Below are 21,218 nucleotides of genomic sequence, written 5' to 3' on the forward strand. Positions count from 1 at the left end.
CTTGCAGGTCTCTTGCGCGCACTTGCATCCGCCTGCCGCCGCGGCACGCAAGCCGGAGTCAATGAACGTGCAGGTGGCACGCCGTATCACTGAGAGTGCAAGGCCCCCCGGCGACAGACCGGGCCGGGAAGCACTCACAGAACGGAGCGCACCATGAAGCGCACCCTGCTCGGTCTCGCCGCCGTCGCCACCCTCGCCGGCGCCGGCCTGGCCGTCACCGCACCCGCCGCCTCCGCGACCGCCGGCGGCGACTACGGCCCCGACACCTGCCTGGAAGGCTACGTGTGGCGCGAGGCCCGTCCGTCCGACCACGTCTGCGTCACCTCCGGCGTGCGCGACCGCACCCGCACCGAGAACGCCACCGCGGCCGCCAAGTGGACCTCCGGCGCCTTCGGCCCCCACACCTGCGTGCAGGGGTACGTCTGGCGCGAGGCCTTCAACGGCGACGACGTCTGCGTCACCCCGGCCGTACGGGCCCAGGTCCGCGCCGACAACGGCCTGGCCGCCGACCGCAAGGTGTCCGCGCGCCTGTGGGTCAACCGGTACACCGTGCCGCCGCGCGACAACGGCGACGGCACCTCGACCAGCACCTCGGTCGACGACATCCCGCGCATCAAGCTCAGCGGCGACCACTACAACTTCGGCCAGGTCAAGCTGTACATCCGGCTCGACACCGGCCGCACGCTGTGGCAGGGCACCGTGAACGCCACCGCGCACAGCGGCTTCGCCGGCGCGAGCTTCGGCAAGAAGACCGGCGTGTTCGACTGCGCCGCCGCCGGCCGTCCCGCCAACGGCTACGCGCAGGCCTACGACGTCACCTCCGGCCGCTGGTCCCCGAGGATCCCCCTGCGGGTCGGCTGCGCCGTCCTGTGACACCCCCGGCTCACGGTCCTGTGACCCCCCGGTTCACCGTCCTGCGGCACCCCCGGGCCCACCGTCCCGTGACACGCCGGCCCGGCGTCCTGTGACACCCCCGGGCCGGCGTCCCGTGACCCCCCGGTCCTGCCTCAGGGCCGACCCTGACTCATCCCTGAACCAGGCGGCCGGAGCCCCCACGCGGGCCTCCGGCCGCCTACCGTCATGGACATGGGACGCATACTTCTCGTCATCGCGGCCGTCGTCGTCGCGTTCTTCCTGCTCGGCTCGCTCATCGGGATCATCACCGGCCTGATCAAGTGGGCCCTCATCATCGGCGTGGTGGTCCTCGCGGTCACCATGCTCGCCAAGATCGTCCGCTCCTCCCGAACCCACTGATCCCTTCTCCTCACCAGGAGCGGATCGTCCGCTCCACCCGGGACGTACCGGCCCGCTCCCCTCACGGGGAGCGGCGGGACCGGGGGCGGGACTCGGCGACGAACTCGTTCACCGCGTCGCGGGTGGCGCGCAGGGCCTCGTTGGACGACTCGGAAGTCCGCTGCGCCACCCCCACGAACACGTAGTCCACCAGGAGCAGCTGGCTGATCCTGCTCGCCAGCGCGCCGGGACGGAACGCCGTCTCCCGGCCCGCGGAGATCAGCACATGGGTGCACAGCTCCGCCAGTGCCGACCGCGGATTGTTGGTGATCGCCACGGTCGTCGCGCCGGCCCGGTGCGCGCGGCGCATCGGCTCCAGCACGTCCGGCGTCTCGCCGGTACGGCTCACCCCCACCGCCACGTCGCCGGACCGCAGCAGCACGGCGCTGGTCAGTGCCAGATGCGCGTCGGTGAACGCGTGGGCCGGCAGCCCGATGCGCAGAAGCTTCTGCGCCATGTCGGCCGCCACGAGGCCCGACGCCGCCACCCCGTACACGTCCACCCGGCGTGCCGCCGTGATGGCGTCCACCACCTCGCCGAGCAGCTCGGGGGACAGCTGCGCCGCGGTGTCCTCGATGGCCTGCGCCTCGGCCCGGCTCACCTTGGTGATCACGTCGCACAGCGGGTCGTCGGGAGCGAGGTCCCCCGGCACCAGCCGGTCCGGACCGTTCCGGGTGGCCGCTGCCGCCGCCGCTGCCGCCGCGAGCGCCAGCCTGAGCTGCGCGTAACCGGAGAACCCGAGGACCCTGGCGGTGCGCACGATCGTCGCCTCGCTGACGGCCGACGTGGCGCTGAGCTCGGTGATGGTGCTTCCCGCGACGGTGCCGGGGTCGTCCAGGATCATCTGCGCGATGATCCGCGCGGACGGCGTCAGCGACGGAAGCACGGCCCGCACCCGGGCGACCAGGTTCTCGGGGGTCGAGCGCTGCGGGTCGATCATGGGGGTTCCTTATCTGTTACCGACACATTACTCAATCATGGGTCGTGCCGACCTCATCGCAGCGCGTGGTTCAGGAGGTCGTGAGCCAGTCCGCCGCGGCCAGCGCCGACACCCGCGAGTCCCCGTGCGTGGCCAGATACACGGCCCCCCGCGCCGGTCCCGGCAGCCCCGTCTCCACCACGACCGCACCGGGACACCGCCGCAGCGCCTCGGCGAGCACGTCCCGCATCCACGTGTGCCGATGCGCGTCATGCGTGACGATCACCACCGGCCGGTCCTCCGGCAGCACCGGGAGTTCGTCCCCCTGATGCAGATCCACGGTCCGCGTGCCGGCCAGCCGCTCACCGAGCGCCTCCCCGGGTCCGTACTGCACCACCTCGCCGATCGCCTGATGCGGCCGGACCGTCATCCGCACCACCAGCGGCGCGACCGCGAGCACGGGCCGCGCCACCCCGGCCGGCGTCACCCGCAGCGCCTGCCGCGCGGTCTCCAGCCCGAGCCGCGACACACCGAAGCCGTGGCCGTCCGTCACGTCGAAGCCGTCCGTCCCACCAGGGCTCTCGGCGTGCCGGTGGGAGAGCGCGCGTACCCGCGACGCGGCCTCCGCCAGGCGTTCCTCGGGAAGGGAACCGTCGTGGACCGCGCGCACGATGCCGGCCCGCAGGGCCGTGACGCTCTCACCTCCCGGTGAGGTGATGCCGGCGCAGATCGCGTCGGCCCCGGCGGCGAGAGCGAGGACCGCGATCCGCTCCGGCGGGTACACGGCGGCGACGGCCCGCATCTCGATGGCGTCCGTCACCACCATGCCGGTGAACCCCAGCTCCTCACGCAGCAGACCGGTCAGCACCCGGCGGCTCAGCGAGGCCGGCAGTTCCGGGTCGAGCGCCGGGACGAGCAGGTGGCCGCACATGACGGCCCGCGCACCGGCCGCGACGGCGGCGCGGAACGGCGGCAGGTCGCGCCGTTCCAGCAGCTCACGCGAGGCGTGCACCGTCGGCAGCGCCAGATGGGAATCGGTGATCGTGTCACCGTGACCGGGGAAGTGCTTGGCGCAGGCGGCGACCCCCGCGCTCTGCAGCCCCCGCACCCAGGCGGCCGTATGGCGTGCCACCAGACCGGCGAAGGCCCCGAACGAGCGGATCCCGATCACCGGATTGGCCGGGTCGGCGTTGACGTCGGCGTCCGGCGCGTAGTCCAGCGTGATTCCCGTGGCGGCGAGCATGCGGCCGATCTCGGCGGCCGTCCGCTCGGTGACGTCCTCGTCGTCCACCGCGCCGAGCGCGGCGTTGCCGGGCCAGGAACTCCCCGACACCGCCTGCAGCCGGGTCACCGACCCGCCTTCCTCGTCCACCGCGACGATCACTTCAGGCCGCTCGCTCCGCAACCTCGTGATGAGCCCCGCCGCCCCGTCCGGAGGAACGTTGCGAGCGAACAGCACGACCCCCCCGAGCCCTTCCGCGAGCTGCCGCAGCAGCCAGTCAGGTGCCGTGGTCCCGCCGAAGCCCACCTGGAGCACCTCGGCGGCGAGTCGGTCGAGATCGGGACTGTGCGGCATGCGTCGAGCTTCCTGATGAGTGTGGCCGGTGCGGATCACGTCGGTCGTGATGGTGGTTCGTACAGATCAGGGTCACGCGGTGTTTGTCGGGCTTGGCGATGCGGTGCGGTGCCGTCCTCGCCGTAGTGATCATCGCCGGGACGGGCTCCGGCGACGCACATCACATCGAGGACCGCTTCCTGCACACCCGATCCCTGCTGATGGCCCTGCGTCGGCTGGTCGTACCGGTCTTGGCTCCTCCTGGGTTTTTACGTGGCGGGTGTGATCGCCGGAGGCGGTGGTGCCTCTGGGGCCGGTGTGAGGTGAAGTCCTCTGCCGTCTTGCGTATCTTCTATGGAGATTTCCTTCTTTCACCCCCCGGGAAGGTCACGGCCTGATGACGATTCTCTTCGGGGTGTGCGATGAGCTGGAAGATTTCCGTCATGTCCGGCGGTAAGGGTTCCTGGCCGAACCGCCTGATGGGCCGCCGTGCCGTCCTCGGCGGCCTCGCCGGCGCGGCCCTGACACCCCTGGCCGCCTGGGCCTCCCTGTCGCACATACCCCCGGACGCCGAGCCGGCCACCCGGCCGGACGCCGAGCCGGCCGGTGACCGGCGGATGCGTGGCATGTGGCTCTCCTCGGTGCTGAACTCCAACTGGCCGTCCCGACCCGGACTGCCGGCCGCCGTCCAGCGCGACGAGTTCGCCTCCTGGATGGACCTCGCGGTCTCACTCAAGCTCAACTCGGTCTTCGTCCAGGTCAGACCCACCGCGGACGCCTTCTGGCCCTCGCCGTACGAGCCGTGGTCGCAGTACCTCACCGGCGTGCAGGGCCGCGACCCCGGCTACGACCCGCTGGCGTTCATGGTGGACGCCGCACACGAGCGCGGGCTCGCCTTCCACGCCTGGTTCAACCCCTACCGCGTCAGCATGCGCCGCGACACCCCGCTCGCCGCCGGTCACCCGCTGCTGCGCGAGCCGGGGTGGGGTGTCGCGTACGGCGACGGCCTGTACTACAACCCCGGCCTCCCCGAGGTCCGCGCCTTCGTCCAGGACGCCATCATGGACGCCGTCACCCGGTACGACGTGGACGGCCTCCACTTCGACGACTACTTCTACCCCTACCCCCTGGCGGGCCAGGAGTTCGACGACACCCGCGCCTACGCCGAACACGGCACCGGCTTCCCCGACCGCGCCGCCTGGCGCCGCCACAACGTCGACCTCCTCGTCCAGGAACTCTCGACCCGCGTCCGCCGCGACAAACCCGACGTCCAGTGGGGAATCAGCCCCTTCGGCATCTGGCGCAACGCCACCACCGACCCCCTGGGCTCCGACACCAAGGGCTCCCAGTCCTACGACGACCAGTACGCCGACACCCGCAAATGGATCCGCTCCGGCTGGCTCGACTACGTGGCCCCCCAGCTCTACTGGAACATCGGCCTCCCCGCCGCCGACTACGCCAAACTCGTCCCCTGGTGGTCCGACGTGGTCAAAGGCACCGGCACCGCTCTGTGGATCGGCCAGCCCGCCTACCGCTCCGGCGCCCCCGGCGAACCCTCCGTCTGGCAGAACCCCGAAGAACTCACCCGCCACCTGACCCTCAACCGCCCCCACCCCGAGATAACCGGCGACATCTTCTTCAGCGCCACCGACCTCCGCGCCGACCGCCTAGGCGCCATAACCCGCGTGATCCAGGACCACTACCAAACCCCGGCCACCGCTCCCACCCTGACCCGCCACCCGAACCTCCTCCCCTCCTGGCACTGAAAGGCTCATCCCCTCGGCGCCGAGGGGATGGGCCCACCAAGGCTGCGCCGGGAAGCCCCGATGGGGTGGCTTCGCGGCGGGGTCAGGTGCCGGCGAGGGTGAGGACGAGCCAGGCGGGGGTGGCGCCGGCGGCTACGCCTGCGAGGACCTGGGGGAGGGTGTGGTGGGTGACGCGGATTCTGGACCAGCAGACCGCGGCGGTGATGAGGGTGCCGGCTGCGAGGGTGGGGGTCGGGGGGAGGACGTGGGAGAAGACGACCACGGTGCCGGCGGTGACGGCGGCGTGGAAGGAGATCTTCCACCACAGGGTCACGGGGACGGTCACGGCGAGGCCGGCGAGCATGGCGCCTACGGTGGCGAGCAGCAGGGTGGGGGCGCCGAGGACGGACAGCAGTGCCAGGGCCGCGAGGACGGCGGCCACGGCCACCAGCAGGGGGCGGGTGCGCAGGGAGCGGTCCACGATGTGGTGGGAGTCCAGGCGGCCGGAGCGCACCCCGGCGGCGATCACCGCGGCGGGGACTCCGCCGCACAGCGCCGAGGCGACCAGACCCCACGCCGCTCCCCGCCAGCCGTCCGACAGCAGCCCGACAACCGGCGGCATGCCGATGACCAGCACCTGGGGAGCGAACACGTCGGTGATCCAACGGGCCACGCGATATCCGCCGCGCTGAGCCGTGGTGTCGGCCATGTGCGCGGGGGTCGTGCCTGTCACGTCGTGAGATGCGCCGCCGGACACGGCGGGAGGAGCGGGGTCCGGCATGTCGTGGGAGGCGATGTCTGTGACGCCGTGGAGGTCGGTATTCGAGATGTCGGGCCGGGGGGTGTCCGGTGCGCTCGTGGAGGGGGTGCCGGGGATCCGGGGTGAAGGACTCGACATGGTGCGGGGCCGGGGTTTCGGCGTGCTTGCGGGGGAGGGGCTGGGGGCGAACTCGGGTGGTGTGTCCGGCACGCCGTCGGCTTCCATGACACTTCCGTTTCTCTCGTCCCATGATCCCGGAGGCAGCCTCCCACACCTGGTCGGCGTGTGCGGTCGTGTGTCGCTACCTGGACACCGGTCTGGTGGCGAAAATCTCCAGCGGACTATACTTCCGCGAAGATGACCGTCCGAGGAGGAGCATGGGCTCGCCGGTACGGCTGGTGATCGGAGTGGACGGCGGTGGCACGAGCACCCGCTGTGTGGTCGCCACGCTCGCCGGTGATGTCCTCGGCCGTGGTCACGCCGCCGGCGCCAATCCACGTTCGGCCCGCGCACCCGGTGCGAACCTTCTCCGGGCACTGACCGGCGCGCTCGTCGCCGCCGGGGTCGTCCCGGGCACCTCCGGTGGTCTCGACGGGCCTGGTGCCGAGGCGTCCGATCCGGCTGGTCCGGACGGGGGCGGACTGAGCGCTGCCGGGGTGTTCGGGCTGGCAGGCGCCAGTGAGGCGGGGCGGCGGGTCGCTCGCGAGCTTTCCGGCTGGGCCTGGCGTGCCGCCGGTCTCCAAGGTGATCCTGTGGTCGTCCCCGACGTTCTGGTGGCCTTCACGGGGGCCACCACCGGGCCCTCCGGCGCCGTCCTCGTCGCCGGCACCGGGGCCGTGGCCGCCCGCATCGAGAACCGCGAGATCGTCCGCAGAGGCGACGGCTATGGGTGGCTCCTCGGGGACGAGGGGTCCGGGGTCTGGATCGGCCGCCGCGCCGTCCAGTCCGCCCTCGCGGCCCTGGACGGCCGCGGCGCTCCCACGGTCCTCACCAGCCGCGTCCTGCCGACCCTGTTCTCCCGACCGGATGTCCCGGAACCGCCGGCGTCCGCGGCCGCCGCTCCTGAGACACCGTTCTCCGCCGATGCTCCAACGGGCCGGTCTCCGTCCGACGTTCCTGCGCCGGCGTCCTCGGATGCTCCTGCACCGGCGTCTTCGGATGTTCCCGCACCGGTGTTCTCAGGTGTTCCTCGATCGGCGTCCTCGGGTGGTCTTGCGGCAGACGCCTCGGCAGGGGAGTGCGCACTCGAAGGCGAGGCCCTGGCGCAGGCCATCGTGGCCGCCGTATACGACGGTGAACCCGCTCGCCTGGGCCTGCTCAGCCCGGTCGTGGAGGCCGCCGCCCGCGAAGGCGACCAGGTCGCCCTTGCCATCCTCGACGACGCCGCACGGTGCCTCCTCCATACCCTGGAGGCGGTGACCCCCGACCCTTCCCTCCCGGTGGTCCTCGCCGGCTCTCTCCTCACCAACCCCACCCTTGTGGCCGGCATCGTCCGCGCGGCCCTCCCCGGCCGTCCCCTGCTCGTCTCGCGCCAGGCCGCCGCCGGCGCCGCCGCCCTGGCACTCCGCGCCACCTCCCTTTCCGAACCCGAGATCACCGCGGCCCACCGCCGCCTCATCGCTCTCTGACCACGAGCCCCGGCTGATCGCCGCACCACGGCGCCGGCTTCACCGCACCACGTCCCGCCGCGCCGGCGCCGGACAGAACAGCCCTGCACGAGGCGGGGATGCCGGTGCCCGGCCGGTATGGGAGCCGGCCGAACCGAGGTCTCGAAGCGATCCCTACCGGTCGCCTCCATCCCGGCGACGGTTCCGAAGCGATCCTTACCGATCGTCTCCATGCCGGCGACGGTCCCGAAGCGATCCTTACCGATCGTCTCCATGCCGGCGACGGTTCCGAAGCGATCCTTACCGATCGCTTCCATGCCGGCGACGGTCCCGAAGCGATCCTTACCGGTCGCCTCCATCCCGGCGACGGTACCGAAGTGATCCCTACCGATCGTCTCCGTTCCGGCGACCACCTCAGTGATTTCGGGGTCGGGAGGTGGGGTGGTGTTCGGCGTGTGGGAAAGGGGCGTGGGTTTGTGTGGAGGTGGAGGGGTTTGTGTGGGAGTGAGGGTTGACGGCGGCGAGTACGCGGGTATAAACAAAGGCGAAACCAAATGGAAACGGTGGTGAATCAACACGATGTACGCCGAGGAGCGGCAGCAGGAGATTCTGCGGCAGGCGCGGGCGATCGGGCGGGTCGATGTGATGACGCTGGCTGGGGAGTTCTCGGTGACGACGGAGACGATTCGTCGGGATCTGACGGTTCTTGAGCGTGCGGGTGTGTTGCGGCGGGTGCATGGGGGGGCGATCCCGGTGGAGCGGCTGGGGTTCGAGCCGGCGCTCGCGGCGAGGGACGAGGTGATGACGGCGGAGAAGGAGCGGATCGCGAAGGCGGCGCTGGCGGAGCTTCCGGAGGACGGGTCGATCATCATCGACGCGGGGTCCACGACGGGGCGGCTGGTGCAGATACTGCCGGCCGACCGGGAGCTGACGGTGATCGTGAACTCGCCGCCGCTGGCCACGGTGCTCGCCACGCGGGCCAACCTCAGTGTGATCATGCTCGGCGGACGGGTGCGCGGCCGCACACTCGCCACCGTGGACGACTGGGGGTTGCGGCCGCTGTCCCGGTTGAACGTGGATGTCGCCTTCATGGCGGCCAACGGCTGCTCGGCGGCCCGCGGGCTCACCACTCCCGACCCGGCGGAGGCCGCCATCAAGCGTGCCATGATCGACGCCGCCAACCGCAGCGTCCTGCTGGTCGACCACACCAAGTTCGGTGACACCTACCTGTCCCGTTTCGCCGCGTTGTCCGAGATCGACGTCGTGATCACCGACAGCGGCGTCGACCCGGCGGTGGCGTCCGAGGTCGCCTCCGCCGGCCCCGAGGTGGTGCGCGCGTGATCCTCACCCTGACCCTCAACCCGAGCCTGGACCGCACCATCGAGATCGGCTCCCTGACCCGCGGCAGCGTGATCCGCGCGAGCACGGCCCGCCTCGACCCGGGTGGCAAAGGCGTCAACGTGTGCCGTGCCCTGCTGGCCAACGACGTCGTGTCACGGGCCGTCGTGCCGTTCGGCGGCGCGGAGGGACATCGGCTGCTCGGCCTGCTGGCGGTGGAGGGGATCGACGTGATCTCCGTCCCGGTGTCCGGCCTGACCCGTTCCAACGTCGCGCTGGCCGAGCCGGACGGCACCATTACCAAGATCAACGAGCCGGGTACGGCCCTGTCGGCCGCCGAGGTGGACGCGGTGGCCGAGGCGCTGGTGGCCGCCGCGCACTCCGCCGACTGGGTGGTCGCCTCCGGCAGCCTGCCACCCGGGGTCCCCGTCGACATGTACGCCAGGCTGACCACCCGGTTCGCCGCGGCCGGCCTCAACGTCGCGGTCGACACCAGCGGTCCCGCGCTCCTGGCCGCGCTGACCGCGGCTCCCGCGCTGGTCAAGCCCAATCGTGAGGAGCTCGCCGAGGCCACGGGGTCGTCTCCGCGCACCCTCGGTGAGGCTCTGGACGCGGCCGGCAAGCTCCGTGCGCTCGGCGCGTCCGCCGTCCTCGCGAGCCTCGGCCCCGACGGCGCGATCCTCGTGGAGGACGGCCGCACCTGGTACGGCCGGTGCCCGGTGCCTGAGCCGCGCAGCACCGTCGGCGCGGGGGACGCCATGCTCGCCGGCTTCCTCGCCGGAGGCGCTCACGGCGAGGCGGCCCTGGCGGAAGCCCTGGCCTGGGCCTCCGCCGCCGTGTGCCTGCCCGGCAGCCGGATGCCCGGCCCCGCCGACATCCGCCGCGAAGGCGTGCGGATCCTCGAACCCGACCCCACCCAGCCGTTGACGTCCGGGGACTGACAACGGCGCGTTCCACCCCCCTTTGTGGCCGGTCCTGTACCGGTCGCCCCGGAAGGAGCAACACAAGAAATGGCCGACACCTATACCCCGACGGTCACCGGCACCGGCGTCAAGGCATCGATCCAGAGATTCGGCGGCTACCTGGCCGGCATGATCATGCCGAACATCGGCGCGTTCATCGCCTGGGGTCTGATCACCGCGCTGTTCATCCCCACCGGCTGGCTCCCCAACGAGACGTTCGCCAAGCTGGTCGGCCCGATCATCTCCAGCCTCCTGCCGATCCTGATCGGCTACACCGGCGGCCGCATGGTCCACGGCCAGCGTGGCGCCGTGGTCGGCGCGGTCGCCACCATGGGTGTGATCGTCGGGGCGGAGGTCCCGATGTTCCTCGGCGCGATGATCATCGGCCCGCTCACCGCGTTCCTGCTGAAGCTGGTGGACGGCTTCACCGGCAAGCGGACCAAGGCCGGCTTCGAGATGCTGGTGGACAACTTCACCGCCGGCATCGTCGGCGGCGCGATGGCGCTGGTGGGCCTGCTGGTGATCGGCCCGGTGGTGAGCGCCGTCACCGACGTCGCCGGCAACGCGGTCTCGTGGCTCGTCGACCACAGCCTGCTGCCGGTCGCGTCGGTGCTCATCGAACCCGCCAAGGTGCTGTTCCTCAACAACGCCATCAACCACGGCGTGCTCGGCCCGCTCGGCGTCGCCGAGGCCGTACGCGAGGGCAAGTCGATCCTGTTCATGCTGGAGTCCAACCCCGGCCCCGGTCTCGGCCTGCTGCTCGCCTACATGTTCTTCGGCCCGAAGCTCCTGCGTCCGAGCGCTCCCGCCGCGATCGTCATCCAGTTCCTCGGCGGCATCCACGAGATCTACTTCCCGTACGTCCTGATGAAGCCGCGGCTCATCCTCGCGGTGATCGCCGGCGGCGCCTCCGGCGTGCTGGTCTTCATGGTGACCGGTGCCGGCCTCGTCGCGACCCCCGCACCCGGCAGCATCTTCGCCTACCTCGCGGTCACCCCGAAGGGGGGCTGGTTCGGCGTGATCGCCGGAATCCTCATCGCCGCCGCCGTGAGCTTCGTGGTCGCCTCGGCGCTGCTCGGCTTCGGCCGCGCCAACGGCGACCAGGCGCTCGAGGAGGTGCCGGCCGGTGACGCGGCCGGACTCCCCGAGGACACCGCCACCACGACCACCGACGAAAGGGTCCAGCGCGCGGACAGAGAGGTCTGATCACCAATGCCCAGCATAGACAGCAAGGACATCAAGACGATCGTGGTCGCCTGCGACGCGGGGATGGGCAGCAGCGTGATGCTGGCCGGCACGCTGCGCAAGGCCCTGTCGGGCCGGTCGATCGAGGTCAAGCACACCCCGGTCAACTCCATCCCGGCCGACGCCGACGTGGTGGTGTGCCACGCCGGGCTCGCCCAGCGCGCCGCCAAGAGCGTCGCCCCCGGCACCGTCCTGATCCCCTTCCAGTTGTTCATCGGCGACCCCGCGGTCAACAAGCTGGTCGCCACCATCAAGAGCGGCGGCACGGTCGATGCCTGAGACGGCGCCGCTGCCGCTCGACCCGCGGGCCATCCGCCTCGACGCCGACGCCGGATCGCGTGAGGACGCGATCCGGCAGGCCGGGCTGGCCCTTCTGGAGGCCGGTGCCATCGACCCGGCCTACATCGACACCATGGTCGAGCGGGAACGCAGCATCTCGACGTACGTCGGCGAGGGGGTGGCGATCCCGCACGGCACCCTCGCCGGCAAGGACGCCGTCCACCACGACGCGATCAGCGTGGTGCGCTTCCCGCGCGGCGTCGACTGGGACGGCGAGCAGGTCGTGGTGTGCATCGGCATCGCCGCCAAAGGCGACGGCCACGTCGAGCTGCTCGCCGAGCTCGCCGAGATCCTCATGGACCCCGGCCGGGCCGAGGCGCTGCGTGAGGCGTCCGACCCCGGCCACGTCATCCGGCTTCTGCAGCCCGTCAGAGAGGAGACCTCCGAGTGAAGGTCGCACGCTTCCACGCTCCCGGTGACATCAGGGTGGAGGACGCGCCGGAGCCCGCACCGGGGCCCGGTGACGTCAAGATCCGGGTACGCAACTGCTCCACCTGCGGCACCGACGTCAAGATCTTCAAGCACGGCCACCACCACATCAGGCCGCCGCGGGTCATGGGCCACGAGATCGCCGGCGAGATCGTCGAGACCGGCGCGGAGGTGACGGGCTGGACGCCGGGGGACCGCGTCCAGGTGATCGCCGCCATCCCGTGCGGCCGGTGCGAGGAGTGCCTGCGCGGCCGGCTCACGGTGTGCCCCGACCAGGAGTCCATGGGGTACCACTACGACGGCGGCTTCGCCGAGTACATGGTGGTCCCCGCCAAGGTGCTGGCCGTGGACGGGCTCAACCGCGTCCCCGACGGCGTCGGCTTCGCGGAGGCGTCGGTGGCCGAGCCGCTGGCGTGCGTGCTGAACGGCCAGGAGCTCGCCAGGGTCGGCGAGGGGGACGACGTCGTCGTCCTCGGCGCGGGACCGATCGGCTGCCTGCACGTGCGGCTGGCCCGCTCCCGCGGCGCCGGACGGGTGGTGCTCGCCGACCTCAACCCCGAACGGCTCGCCATGGCCGCCGAGCTGGTACGGCCGGACGCGACCATCGGCGGTCCCGGCGTCGACGTGGTGGACGAGGTGCTGAAGCTGACCGGGGGCCGCGGCGCCGACGTCGTGATCACCGCCGCGGCGTCCGGCGCCGCTCAGGAGCAGGCAGTGCAGATGACGGCCCGCCAGGGCCGCATCAGCTTCTTCGGCGGACTGCCGAAGGACAACCCGTTCATCCGGCTGGACTCCAACCTCGTGCACTACCGCGAGCTGACCATCGTCGGCGCCAACGGTTCGAGCCCCCGCCACAACGCCGAGGCCCTCGGCCTGATCGCCTCAGGCGCGGTGCCGGTCGCCGACCTCATCACCCACCGGATCCCGCTCACCGAGGTGCTGGACGGCATCGACACCGTGGCACGCGGGGTCGCCATCAAGGTCACCGTGGAGCCCTGAACCCCGCCTGACGGAGGAGACGTCCCCATGCCACAGAGAACCGTCGTCATCGCGTCGAGCAGCGGCCTGCACGCGCGTCCCGCCAAGTTGTTCGTGCAGGCCGCGGCCCGCCAGCCCGTCCCGGTGACGATCAGCGTGCCGGGCCGCAAGCCCGCTCCCGCCAAGAGCATGCTCGCCGTGCTGGCCCTCGGCGCCACCCACGGCACCGAGGTCACCCTGGAGGCCGAGGGTGACGGCGCCGAGGAGGCGCTGACGGCCCTCGCCGGCCTGCTGTCGCGGGACCTGGACGCCGAGGAGCCCGCCGATGCGTGAACCGGCGCGCGGCCTCGGGGTGAGCCCCGGACGAGCGGCCGGCCCGGCGTACCGGATGGCGCGTCCCCCTGAGCTGCCCGGACGCGCGCCGGTGACGGACGCGGCGGCCGAGGTGAAGGCCGCGGCCGAGGCGCTGGAGGCGGTGGCCGAGCACCTGGAGCGGCACGCCGCCAAGGCCGCCGACGCCGAGGCCCGCGCCATCCTGGAGGCGCAGAGCATGATCGCCGCCGACCCCATGCTGCTGGAGTCGGTCGAGGAGGGGGTGGCGGCCGGGCTCGGCGCGGCCCACGCCATCGACGCGGGCTGCGCACGGCACCGGGAGGCGCTGCTGGCGGCCGGTGGTTACTTCGCCGACCGCGCCGGCGACCTGGACGACATACGCAACCGCGCCGTCGCCGCCGTGCTCGGCCTGCCGATGCCGGGGGTGCCGGACCCCGGTCACCCGTACGTCCTGGTCGCCGACGACCTCGCTCCGGCCGACACCGCCACCCTGGACACCGCGGTCGTGCTGGCGCTCGTCACCGAGCGCGGCGGCCCGACCAGCCACACCGCCATCCTGGCCCGCGCACTCGGCCTTCCCGCCGTGGTGGCCTGCCGTGACGCGGCGGGGGTCGAGGACGGCACGTGGGTGGCCGTGGACGGCGGCGCCGGCGAACTGCTGATCGGCATCGCCGAGGACGAGGCCGCCAGGATCGGCGAGGAGGCCGGACGGGAGAGGGAACGCGTCGCCGCGGGCACCGGCCCCGGTGTCACGGCCGACGGCCACGCGGTGCCGCTGCTGCTCAACATCGGCTCGGCCAGGGACCTGCGGCCGGACGCCGAGGGGGTCGGCCTGTTCCGCACCGAGTTCCTGTTCCTGGACCGCGCCGGCGCACCCACGTTCGAGGAGCAGGTGGCGGCCTACACCGTCGTCCTTCGCGCGCTGCCGGGCCGCCGGGTGGTCGTCCGCACCCTGGACGCCGGGTCGGACAAACCGCTGCCGTTCCTCGGCCTGCCGGACGAGGAGAACCCCGCGCTCGGCGTGCGCGGCCTGCGTACCGCGCGCCGTGACCCCGGCGTGCTGGACACACAGTTGCGCGCCATCGCCGAGGCCCACCGTGCCTGCGAGGCCGACACGTGGGTCATGGCCCCCATGGTGAGCACGGTCGCCGAGGCCGCCGGCTTCGCCGCCAAGGCACGCGCGCACGGTCTCCCCACGGTCGGCGTCATGATCGAGGTGCCGGCCGCGGCCCTGCACGCCGAGCGCGTCCTGCGCGAGGTGGACTTCCTCAGCATCGGCACCAACGACCTCGGCCAGTACACCTTCGCCGCCGACCGCCAGCACGGCGACCTCGCCGACCTGCTCGACCCCTGGCAACCCGCGCTGCTGCACCTCGTCAAGCTGTGCGGCGACGCGGGCCGCGCGGCCGGCAAACCGGTGGGTGTCTGCGGTGAGGCCGCCGCCGACCCGCTGCTCGCTCCCGTCCTCGTGGGTCTCGGCATGACGAGCCTGTCCATGTCGGCCCCCGCCGTGCCGGCGGTGCGCGCGTCCCTGAGCGAGCGCACCCTCGGCTCCTGCCAGGAGCGGGCCGCCGCCGCACTGGCCGCCGCGGGCCCGTCCGCCGCGCGCGAGGCGGTCACCACGAGCACCCGCTGACCCCGTCCGCGTACGGCCGTGGCCGGGCCGGCCGGCGCGGGGGTCCGGCGGGCCGGCCCGCCGTCCCGCGATCCGTCACAGCGCGGGACGGCGGGCCGCCGGTCAGGTGCGGGGGACGGCCGCGGTCACGGTTTGCGGCCGACGGCGCAGAACTGGGAGACCTGTTCCTGCGCGTCGAAGTCGTCGGGTTCCGCGCGCCACTGCGAGCAGGAAACGACACCGGGTTCGAGCAGGTCCAGGCCGTCGAACCAGCGGGAGATCTGTGTGGGGGAGCGCAGCACCATCGGGGCCGAGCCGGCGGCGTTCCACTGGCGGACGGCCTCGTGCATGGCCTCGGCGTGGACCTCGGCCGTGGGGTGGGCCACGGCGAGATGGCTGCCGGACGGCACCGCGTCGAGGAGGCGGCGGATGATCGCGGCGGCCTCGGCGTCGTCGGGGATGAAGTTGAGCACGCCGAGCAGCATGAGCGCGACCGGCTCGGTGAAGTCCAGGGTCTCGCGGGCCCGGTCGAGCACCGTGGTGGTGTCGCGGATGTCGGCCTCGATGTAGTCGGTGGCCCCTTCGGGGGTGCCGACAAGCAGTGCGCGCGCGTGGGTGAGGACGATGGGGTCGTTGTCGACGTACACCACGCGGCACTCGGGGGCGACGGACTGCGCGACCTCGTGGGTGTTGGACGCGGTGGGGAGGCCGGTGCCGATGTCGAGGAACTGGCGCAGCCCGGCCTCGGCGGTCAGGTGGCGCACGGCGCGGCCGAGGAACGCGCGGTCGGCGCGTGCCGAGTCCACCAGGGCCGGCATCACCTTGAGGATCTGGTCGCCGACCTGCCGGTCGGCGGCGAAGTTGTCCTTGCCGCCTAACCAGTGGTTCCAGACCCGCGCGGAGTGCGCCACCGTCGGATCGATCTTGGTGGGCTGTTGCGGGCCGGAGGTCGGCGTACTTTCGGACACCAGGAGGTTACCCCTTCTTGCCGTCATGCTCTGAGATCGTGCAGAAGCCCAGCGTAGCTCTCGACACCCGTGAAAACGGGTATTTCCGGACTTGGTAGATAATTGCGCCGTCAGAGGTTTCGGACGGCGTCAACCGGTGCGGCCACTCAGGCGTCGGTGATCCGCTGCCACTGCGGATCGCGGTACAGCACCACCGACGTGCCGCGCAGCAGCTCGTCCGGCGCCGAGAGCATGACGAGCTCCCCGCCGGCCTCCATGGCCCGCAGCAGGTCGCGGACCCTCGGCCCCACCGGCAGCCTGCCGACCGGCAGGCCGAGCTCCAGCCGGATCAGGTCGGCGACCTCCGACAACCGGAACGGTCCTTCGAAGCGCGCGACCGTGTCGCGCACCAGCGCGCTCGTGATGAGCTGCTCGGCCTCGCTCTGCGCGACCTCCCAGACGAGCTGGACGTCGCGTTTGCCGGTCGCCGCGCACGCCGCGCAGCGCCGTACGAAGCCCGGCACGATCTCCTGGTCGGCCGAGCCGAGGCAGGCCGAGCACTGACCGGTCTCCATGGCGTGCAACTCGGCCGCCACCCGGTCGGGCAGCGGCTTCGCACACGCGCACCGGAAGCTGCGGAACCCGCCCTGGACCAGGACGACGTCGTCGGCGTCGTCCGGGATCTCCTGCCACTGCGCGGTGATCGTGTGACTGGTCATCGCTTGCGACTCTACCCAGTCGGCCCACGGCAGACAGCAGCCCTATGCCCGTCATTCCCGGAATTCTCGCGATTTCCGGAAATGGGGATTACCATCCCGGCCCGGCCGGGGAGCACCGACCACCTGGAAGCGCTTAGATTTGAGGAATGGCGAACCCCGCGATCCTGACCGTAGACGACGACCCGGCCGTCTCGCGGTCCGTGGCAAGAGACGTCCGCCGCCGTTACGGTGACCGGTACCGTGTGGTCCGCGCCGACTCCGGGCCCGCGGCCCTGGACGCTCTGCGCGAGATCAAGCTCAGAGGCGAGCAGGTCGCCCTGATGCTCGCGGACTACCGCATGCCCGAGATGAACGGCATCCAGTTCCTCGAGTCCGCCATGGACATCTTCCCCCGTGCCCGCCGCGTGCTGCTCACCGCGTACGCCGACACCGACGCCGCCATCGACGCGATCAACGTCGTCGACCTGGACCACTACCTGCTCAAGCCGTGGAACCCGCCGGAGGAGAAGCTCTACCCGGTGGTCGACGCGCTGCTGGAGGCGTGGCTCGCCGCGCCTGACCAGTCCATCCCCGACACCAAGGTGGTCGGCCACCGCTGGTCGGCCCCGTCGTTCGCCGTGCGCGACTTCCTCGCGCGCAACCTCGTTCCCTACCGCTGGCTCACCACCGAGGACGCCGAGGGCATGCGCCTGCTGTCGGCCGCCGGAGCCGGCCCCGACGACGTGCCGCTCGTCATCACGCCTGACGGGGTCAGCCTGGTCAAGCCCAGCGAGAGCACCCTGGCCGCGCACGTGGGCCTCACCACCACCCCCGCCGAGGAGTTCTACGACCTGGTGGTGGTCGGCGCCGGCCCCGCCGGGCTCGGCGCGGCGGTGTACGGCGCCTCCGAGGGCCTGCGCACCGTGCTCGTGGAGCAGCGCGCCACCGGCGGCCAGGCGGGCCAGAGCAGCCGCATCGAGAACTACCTCGGCTTCCCCGACGGCGTGTCGGGAGCCCAGCTCACCGACCGCGCGCGCCGGCAGGCGCTGCGGTTCGGCGCCGAGATCCTCACCACCCGCGAGGTCGTCGCGCTCGACGCCGGCGGCTCCACCCGTCTCATCCGCTTCTCCGACGGCTCGTCCGTGGCCGCGCACACCGTCGTGCTGGCCACCGGCGTGTCCTACCGCCTGCTCGAGGTCCCCGGTCTCGCCGAGCTGACCGGCCGCGGCGTGTTCTACGGCTCGGCGGCCACCGAGGCGCCGAGCTGCTCAGGTGAGGAGATCTACATCGTCGGCGGCGCCAACTCCGCGGGCCAGGCGGCGGTGTACTTCTCCAGGTACGCGCGGCGCGTCCACATGCTGATCCGCGGCCCCGACCTGACCAGGAGCATGTCGAGCTACCTGGTCGACCAGATCGCGGCCATCCCCACCATCGAGGTCCACCCCCACACCCAGGTCGTCGGCGCCTCAGGCGGCGACCACCTGGAGACCCTCACTCTGTGCGACCCCCGCTCGGGCCAGGCGCGCGAGGTGAACACCTCCTGGCTGTTCATCTTCATCGGCGCGCAGCCGCGCACCGACTGGCTCGACAAGGCCGTCGTCCGCGACGCCAACGGTTTCGTCGTCACCGGCTCCGACCTGGTGGTGGACGGCAGCCGTCCCGCCGGGTGGTCGCTGCCGCGCGACCCCTACCACCTGGAGTCCAGCATGCCCGGCGTCTTCGCCGCCGGCGACGTGCGCGCATACTCGGTCAAGCGGGTCGCCTCGGCGGTGGGGGAGGGTGCCATGGCGGTCTCGCTGATCCACCGTTACCTGGAGGCCCAATGACCGAGCCCGCCGACGGCACCCCCGTGACCGGCGACAGACTCACCGCCGAAGAACTCCGCACACTGTTCCTGTTCGAGTCGCTCGACGACCGGCAGCTCGAGAGGTTCGTCGAGCAGGGCCGGGTGGAGCGGTTCGCCGGCGGCGAGGTCATCTGCCGCGAAGGCGACCCCGCCACCTGCTTCTACGTGCTCCTGCACGGCACCGTCGCGCTGCGCAGGCTCGTGCACGGTGACGAGGTCGAGTTCAACCGCACCGAGCAGCGCGGCGTCTACACCGGCGCCGTGCAGGCCTACCTCGCCGGACGCATCGACCAGGTGTACAACTCCAGCGCGTACGCGGTGACCGAGGTGGAGATGTTCGTGCTGCCGGCCGACGTGCTCGGCGGCGCGCTGCGCGAGTGGTTCCCCATGGCCACCCACATGCTCGAAGGCCTGTTCTTCGGCATGCGCGCCACCCAGACCATCGTCGGCGAACGTGAACGGCTGCTCGCGCTCGGCTCGCTGTCGGCGGGCCTCACCCACGAGCTCAACAACCCCGCCGCGGCGGCCGTGCGGGCCACCGCGGTGCTGCGCGAACGGGTCGCCGGCATGCGGCACAAGCTCGCGATGATCGCCGACGGCAGGCTGGACGGCACCCGGCTGCGGCGCCTGGTGGAGCTGCAGGAGGAGGCCGTCAAGCGCGCGGCGAGCGCGCCGCCGCTGTCCCCCCTGGAGACCGCCGACGCCGAGGACGCGCTGTCGGACTGGATGGACGACCACGACATCGCCGGCGGCTGGGAGATCGCCTCCACCCTGGTCGCCGGCGGCGTGGACGCCGAGTGGCTGGACCGCATCTCCGGCGCCGTCGGCGGCGAGAACCTCGAAGCGGCGGTGCGGTGGCTCACCTACACCGTCGACACCGAGCAGCTGATGATCGAGATCGACGACGCGGTCACCCGGGTGTCGTCCCTGGTGGCGGCGGCCAAGCAGTACTCACAGCTCGACCGCGCGCCGCACCAGACCGTGGACGTGCACGACCTGCTGAGCGCCACGCTCACCATGATGCAGGCCAAGATCCCGCAGGGGGTGCGGGTCGTCAAGGAGTACGACCGCACGGTGCCGATCATCCCGGCGTACGCCGCCGAGCTCAACCAGGTGTGGACCAACCTCATCGACAACGCGCTGTGCGCCATGCGCGAGGACGGCGGCACGCTGACCGTGCGCACCGGCCACGAGGCCGGCTGCGTGTTCGTGGAGATCGGCGACACCGGCCACGGCATCCCGCCGGAGGTGCGGCCCCGCATCTTCGAGCCGTTCTTCACCACCAAGCCGGTCGGCGAGGGCACCGGGCTCGGTCTCGACATCTCCTACCGGATCATCGTGAACAAGCACCACGGGGACATCCGTGTGGAGTCAGTCCCCGGCGACACCCGCTTCCGCGTGATGCTGCCCGTCACCGAGAGCTGACCCCGGCGCCTCGCCGTACCCGGCCGGGCCCGTCCCCGCCTGCGGGGCCGGTGCCCGGCGGCCGGCCCCCGGCGTCCAGGCGGCGGTGGCGGCCCCGCCGAGCAGGCCGAGGAGCGCGCCGACGAGGAAGCCGCCGACGTTGGCGTACACCACCGAGGCCGCCGACAGCAGCACGGCCGTCACGCCGAGGAACACCCGCTGCGCCGGCTGCAGCAGGATCACCAGGCCGAGCAGGATCATCGTGATCGACAACACGTAGACGATCCCCGCAGCGGCCGAGTGCGCGGCCACGAACACCGCATGGCTGGTGAACGGGATGCTCAGCAGCTCCACCCCCGCGAGCACCGTGCACGCCGCACCCCAGAACGGCCTGCTGCGCCGCCACGCACGCACATGCCGCCGGCCCGTCCGCAGGATTCGCATCGGGAACGCGCGCGGGGTCGGAGGTGTCCTCGTCGGTGGGGGCCGTAGCCGCGTCAGAAACATTCCGGCCCGTTCCTGCGGACGGTGAGATGGGAGTCCGGGACGCTGAACATCTTGGCGGTGACGGCCCAGTTGATGTCGCGGAAGTTGAAGATGACGCCGGAGGTGCCCTGCTGGCCGAAGTCCCCCGGCGGACCGGTGAAGTTCGGCACGGCGTCCAGCGTGGCGGCGTCCCTGTTGACCTCCAGGTTGAAGTACGTGATGTCCCCGGCGAGCATGATCTCGTAGGTGGTGAGATCTCTGGCCCGCACAGGACTGTCGTGGCCGCCGGTCACCCTGAGCGTCACCGGGCCGATGGGGGTGTGCATGATGGAGCTCTGGCAGAAGTCCCACGCCGACAGATGCGAGATCCGGTTGACCAGCACGGGGATGTGATCTCCCGCGCTGTTCACCACGTAGCCGCCGTACGACGCGAACGGCCCCTGCCGTACCTCTCTGGCCGACGCCTTGATCGTGCCGTCGGCCACGACGAACGTCGCGCCGATGGCGCCGCGCATGATGCCGTCGAGGAGCAGGGCCATCACCAGTGCCCCCGGCACGAAGACCAGTGCGAAGCGCTTCCAGAGCACTCGCCCCTCAACCCGCATGCGGCCCCCGTTCACCCCGCGCGTCCCCCGGCGCACGACCCCGGCGAAGATCATCAATTCCCTGCCGGTGCGCCGCGAAACCGCAGCGCTCGCCAGGACATCACCAAGACGTCC

At 71.9% G+C, this 21,218-nt stretch carries 21 protein-coding genes; 14 read left to right on the forward strand and 7 right to left on the reverse strand.

Annotation, left to right across the window (positions count from 1 at the left end; translation table 11 throughout):
* Positions 1-153: 153 nt before the first annotated feature.
* The gene (locus tag BJ992_RS13255) at positions 154-873 is read left to right on the forward strand and encodes a hypothetical protein (protein ID WP_184980841.1); all 720 of its coding nucleotides are present in this window, start codon (positions 154-156) and stop codon (positions 871-873) included.
* Positions 874-1,086: 213 nt separating this feature from the next.
* Positions 1,087-1,254, forward strand: coding sequence for a hypothetical protein (locus BJ992_RS13260; protein ID WP_184980843.1), 168 nt, complete (start codon positions 1,087-1,089; stop codon positions 1,252-1,254).
* 61 nt (positions 1,255-1,315) lie between these two features.
* Here the strand turns inward: BJ992_RS13260 and BJ992_RS13265 are convergent, their stop codons facing one another.
* Both BJ992_RS13265 and BJ992_RS13270 read right to left on the reverse strand, forming a co-directional pair.
* Entirely contained in the window at positions 1,316-2,233 is a 918-nt protein-coding gene (locus tag BJ992_RS13265; RefSeq protein WP_184980845.1) for a MurR/RpiR family transcriptional regulator, read from the reverse strand.
* 70 nt (positions 2,234-2,303) lie between these two features.
* Positions 2,304-3,788, reverse strand: a complete 1,485-nt coding sequence (locus BJ992_RS13270; RefSeq protein ID WP_184980847.1) for a glycoside hydrolase family 3 protein — start codon at positions 3,786-3,788, stop codon at positions 2,304-2,306.
* A gap of 401 nt (positions 3,789-4,189) precedes the next feature.
* Here BJ992_RS13270 and BJ992_RS13275 point away from each other — a divergent pair, with 401 nt between their 5' ends.
* Positions 4,190-5,533 carry a glycoside hydrolase family 10-like protein gene (locus BJ992_RS13275; RefSeq protein WP_246496627.1) on the forward strand — a complete coding sequence of 448 codons (1,344 nt, stop codon included), beginning with the start codon at positions 4,190-4,192 and terminating at the stop codon, positions 5,531-5,533.
* Between the two features lie 82 nt (positions 5,534-5,615).
* Here BJ992_RS13275 and BJ992_RS13280 read toward each other — a convergent pair whose 3' ends face one another.
* Positions 5,616-6,497, reverse strand: coding sequence for a hypothetical protein (locus BJ992_RS13280; protein ID WP_246496628.1), 882 nt, complete (start codon positions 6,495-6,497; stop codon positions 5,616-5,618).
* A gap of 152 nt (positions 6,498-6,649) precedes the next feature.
* Here BJ992_RS13280 and BJ992_RS13285 point away from each other — a divergent pair, with 152 nt between their 5' ends.
* From BJ992_RS13285 to ptsP, 9 genes are all read left to right on the forward strand, one after another.
* Entirely contained in the window at positions 6,650-7,900 is a 1,251-nt protein-coding gene (locus BJ992_RS13285; RefSeq protein ID WP_221474794.1) for an N-acetylglucosamine kinase, read from the forward strand.
* Positions 7,901-8,458: 558 nt separating this feature from the next.
* Positions 8,459-9,220, forward strand: a complete 762-nt coding sequence (locus BJ992_RS13290; protein ID WP_184980849.1) for a DeoR/GlpR family DNA-binding transcription regulator — start codon at positions 8,459-8,461, stop codon at positions 9,218-9,220.
* Positions 9,217-10,158, forward strand: a complete 942-nt coding sequence (gene pfkB / locus BJ992_RS13295; RefSeq protein WP_184980850.1) for a 1-phosphofructokinase — start codon at positions 9,217-9,219, stop codon at positions 10,156-10,158. Before BJ992_RS13290 ends, pfkB begins: the two co-directional genes overlap by 4 nt.
* A gap of 69 nt (positions 10,159-10,227) precedes the next feature.
* Positions 10,228-11,385, forward strand: a complete 1,158-nt coding sequence (mtlA, locus tag BJ992_RS13300; protein WP_184980852.1) for a mannitol-specific PTS transporter subunit IIC — start codon at positions 10,228-10,230, stop codon at positions 11,383-11,385.
* A gap of 6 nt (positions 11,386-11,391) precedes the next feature.
* On the forward strand, positions 11,392-11,703 hold the full coding sequence (locus BJ992_RS13305) for a PTS lactose transporter subunit IIB (protein WP_184980854.1): 312 nt from the start codon (positions 11,392-11,394) through the stop codon (positions 11,701-11,703).
* A complete protein-coding gene (locus BJ992_RS13310; RefSeq protein ID WP_184980856.1) occupies positions 11,696-12,154 on the forward strand; it encodes a PTS mannitol transporter subunit IIA in 459 nt (152 codons plus the stop codon). Before BJ992_RS13305 ends, BJ992_RS13310 begins: the two co-directional genes overlap by 8 nt.
* The gene (locus BJ992_RS13315; protein WP_184980858.1) at positions 12,151-13,191 is read left to right on the forward strand and encodes an alcohol dehydrogenase catalytic domain-containing protein; all 1,041 of its coding nucleotides are present in this window, start codon (positions 12,151-12,153) and stop codon (positions 13,189-13,191) included. The genes BJ992_RS13310 and BJ992_RS13315 overlap by 4 nt, the downstream gene beginning before the upstream one ends.
* A 27-nt stretch (positions 13,192-13,218) precedes the next feature.
* Positions 13,219-13,503 (forward strand): HPr family phosphocarrier protein, encoded by a 285-nt coding sequence (locus BJ992_RS13320; RefSeq protein ID WP_184980860.1) that lies wholly within the window; start codon positions 13,219-13,221, stop codon positions 13,501-13,503.
* Positions 13,496-15,139, forward strand: a complete 1,644-nt coding sequence (gene ptsP / locus BJ992_RS13325) for a phosphoenolpyruvate--protein phosphotransferase (RefSeq protein WP_184980862.1) — start codon at positions 13,496-13,498, stop codon at positions 15,137-15,139. Before BJ992_RS13320 ends, ptsP begins: the two co-directional genes overlap by 8 nt.
* Before the next feature lie 125 nt (positions 15,140-15,264).
* On the opposite strand, the gene BJ992_RS13330 is transcribed toward ptsP, so the two are convergent.
* Together BJ992_RS13330 and BJ992_RS13335 are read right to left on the reverse strand one after the other, a co-directional pair.
* Entirely contained in the window at positions 15,265-16,113 is an 849-nt protein-coding gene (locus tag BJ992_RS13330; RefSeq protein WP_184980865.1) for an SAM-dependent methyltransferase, read from the reverse strand.
* A 119-nt stretch (positions 16,114-16,232) separates the two neighbouring features.
* Complete coding sequence (locus BJ992_RS13335; RefSeq protein WP_184980866.1) at positions 16,233-16,784, reverse strand: hypothetical protein; 552 nt, start codon at positions 16,782-16,784, stop codon at positions 16,233-16,235.
* A 146-nt stretch (positions 16,785-16,930) separates the two neighbouring features.
* Between BJ992_RS13335 and BJ992_RS13340 the strand changes: the two genes are divergently transcribed.
* Complete coding sequence (locus BJ992_RS13340; RefSeq protein ID WP_184980868.1) at positions 16,931-18,589, forward strand: NAD(P)/FAD-dependent oxidoreductase; 1,659 nt, start codon at positions 16,931-16,933, stop codon at positions 18,587-18,589.
* Positions 18,586-20,034, forward strand: coding sequence for an ATP-binding protein (locus BJ992_RS13345; protein ID WP_184980870.1), 1,449 nt, complete (start codon positions 18,586-18,588; stop codon positions 20,032-20,034). Before BJ992_RS13340 ends, BJ992_RS13345 begins: the two co-directional genes overlap by 4 nt.
* On the opposite strand, the gene BJ992_RS13350 is transcribed toward BJ992_RS13345, so the two are convergent.
* Positions 19,981-20,457, reverse strand: a complete 477-nt coding sequence (locus tag BJ992_RS13350; protein WP_184980872.1) for a DUF6114 domain-containing protein — start codon at positions 20,455-20,457, stop codon at positions 19,981-19,983. The two genes, BJ992_RS13345 and BJ992_RS13350, sit on opposite strands and share 54 nt — an antisense overlap.
* 53 nt (positions 20,458-20,510) lie before the next feature.
* Complete coding sequence (locus BJ992_RS13355; protein WP_184980874.1) at positions 20,511-21,104, reverse strand: DUF6230 family protein; 594 nt, start codon at positions 21,102-21,104, stop codon at positions 20,511-20,513.
* Positions 21,105-21,218 lie beyond the last annotated feature (114 nt).

The organism is Sphaerisporangium rubeum, assembly GCF_014207705.1.
In the GTDB taxonomy this organism is placed as follows: domain Bacteria; phylum Actinomycetota; class Actinomycetes; order Streptosporangiales; family Streptosporangiaceae; genus Sphaerisporangium; species Sphaerisporangium rubeum.

Coding starts and splice junctions, on each gene's coding strand:
- BJ992_RS13255 (WP_184980841.1), top strand. CDS start 154: ATGAAGCGCACCCTGCTCGGTCTCGCCGCCGTCGCCACCCTCGCCGGC.
- BJ992_RS13260 (WP_184980843.1), top strand. CDS start 1,087: ATGGGACGCATACTTCTCGTCATCGCGGCCGTCGTCGTCGCGTTCTTC.
- BJ992_RS13265 (WP_184980845.1), bottom strand. CDS start 2,233: ATGATCGACCCGCAGCGCTCGACCCCCGAGAACCTGGTCGCCCGGGTG.
- BJ992_RS13270 (WP_184980847.1), bottom strand. CDS start 3,788: ATGCCGCACAGTCCCGATCTCGACCGACTCGCCGCCGAGGTGCTCCAG.
- BJ992_RS13275 (WP_246496627.1), top strand. CDS start 4,190: ATGAGCTGGAAGATTTCCGTCATGTCCGGCGGTAAGGGTTCCTGGCCG.
- BJ992_RS13280 (WP_246496628.1), bottom strand. CDS start 6,497: ATGGAAGCCGACGGCGTGCCGGACACACCACCCGAGTTCGCCCCCAGC.
- BJ992_RS13285 (WP_221474794.1), top strand. CDS start 6,650: ATGGGCTCGCCGGTACGGCTGGTGATCGGAGTGGACGGCGGTGGCACG.
- BJ992_RS13290 (WP_184980849.1), top strand. CDS start 8,459: ATGTACGCCGAGGAGCGGCAGCAGGAGATTCTGCGGCAGGCGCGGGCG.
- mtlA (WP_184980852.1), top strand. CDS start 10,228: ATGGCCGACACCTATACCCCGACGGTCACCGGCACCGGCGTCAAGGCA.
- BJ992_RS13305 (WP_184980854.1), top strand. CDS start 11,392: ATGCCCAGCATAGACAGCAAGGACATCAAGACGATCGTGGTCGCCTGC.
- BJ992_RS13310 (WP_184980856.1), top strand. CDS start 11,696: ATGCCTGAGACGGCGCCGCTGCCGCTCGACCCGCGGGCCATCCGCCTC.
- BJ992_RS13320 (WP_184980860.1), top strand. CDS start 13,219: ATGCCACAGAGAACCGTCGTCATCGCGTCGAGCAGCGGCCTGCACGCG.
- ptsP (WP_184980862.1), top strand. CDS start 13,496: ATGCGTGAACCGGCGCGCGGCCTCGGGGTGAGCCCCGGACGAGCGGCC.
- BJ992_RS13330 (WP_184980865.1), bottom strand. CDS start 16,113: ATGACGGCAAGAAGGGGTAACCTCCTGGTGTCCGAAAGTACGCCGACC.
- BJ992_RS13335 (WP_184980866.1), bottom strand. CDS start 16,784: ATGACCAGTCACACGATCACCGCGCAGTGGCAGGAGATCCCGGACGAC.
- BJ992_RS13340 (WP_184980868.1), top strand. CDS start 16,931: ATGGCGAACCCCGCGATCCTGACCGTAGACGACGACCCGGCCGTCTCG.
- BJ992_RS13345 (WP_184980870.1), top strand. CDS start 18,586: ATGACCGAGCCCGCCGACGGCACCCCCGTGACCGGCGACAGACTCACC.
- BJ992_RS13350 (WP_184980872.1), bottom strand. CDS start 20,457: ATGCGAATCCTGCGGACGGGCCGGCGGCATGTGCGTGCGTGGCGGCGC.
- BJ992_RS13355 (WP_184980874.1), bottom strand. CDS start 21,104: ATGCGGGTTGAGGGGCGAGTGCTCTGGAAGCGCTTCGCACTGGTCTTC.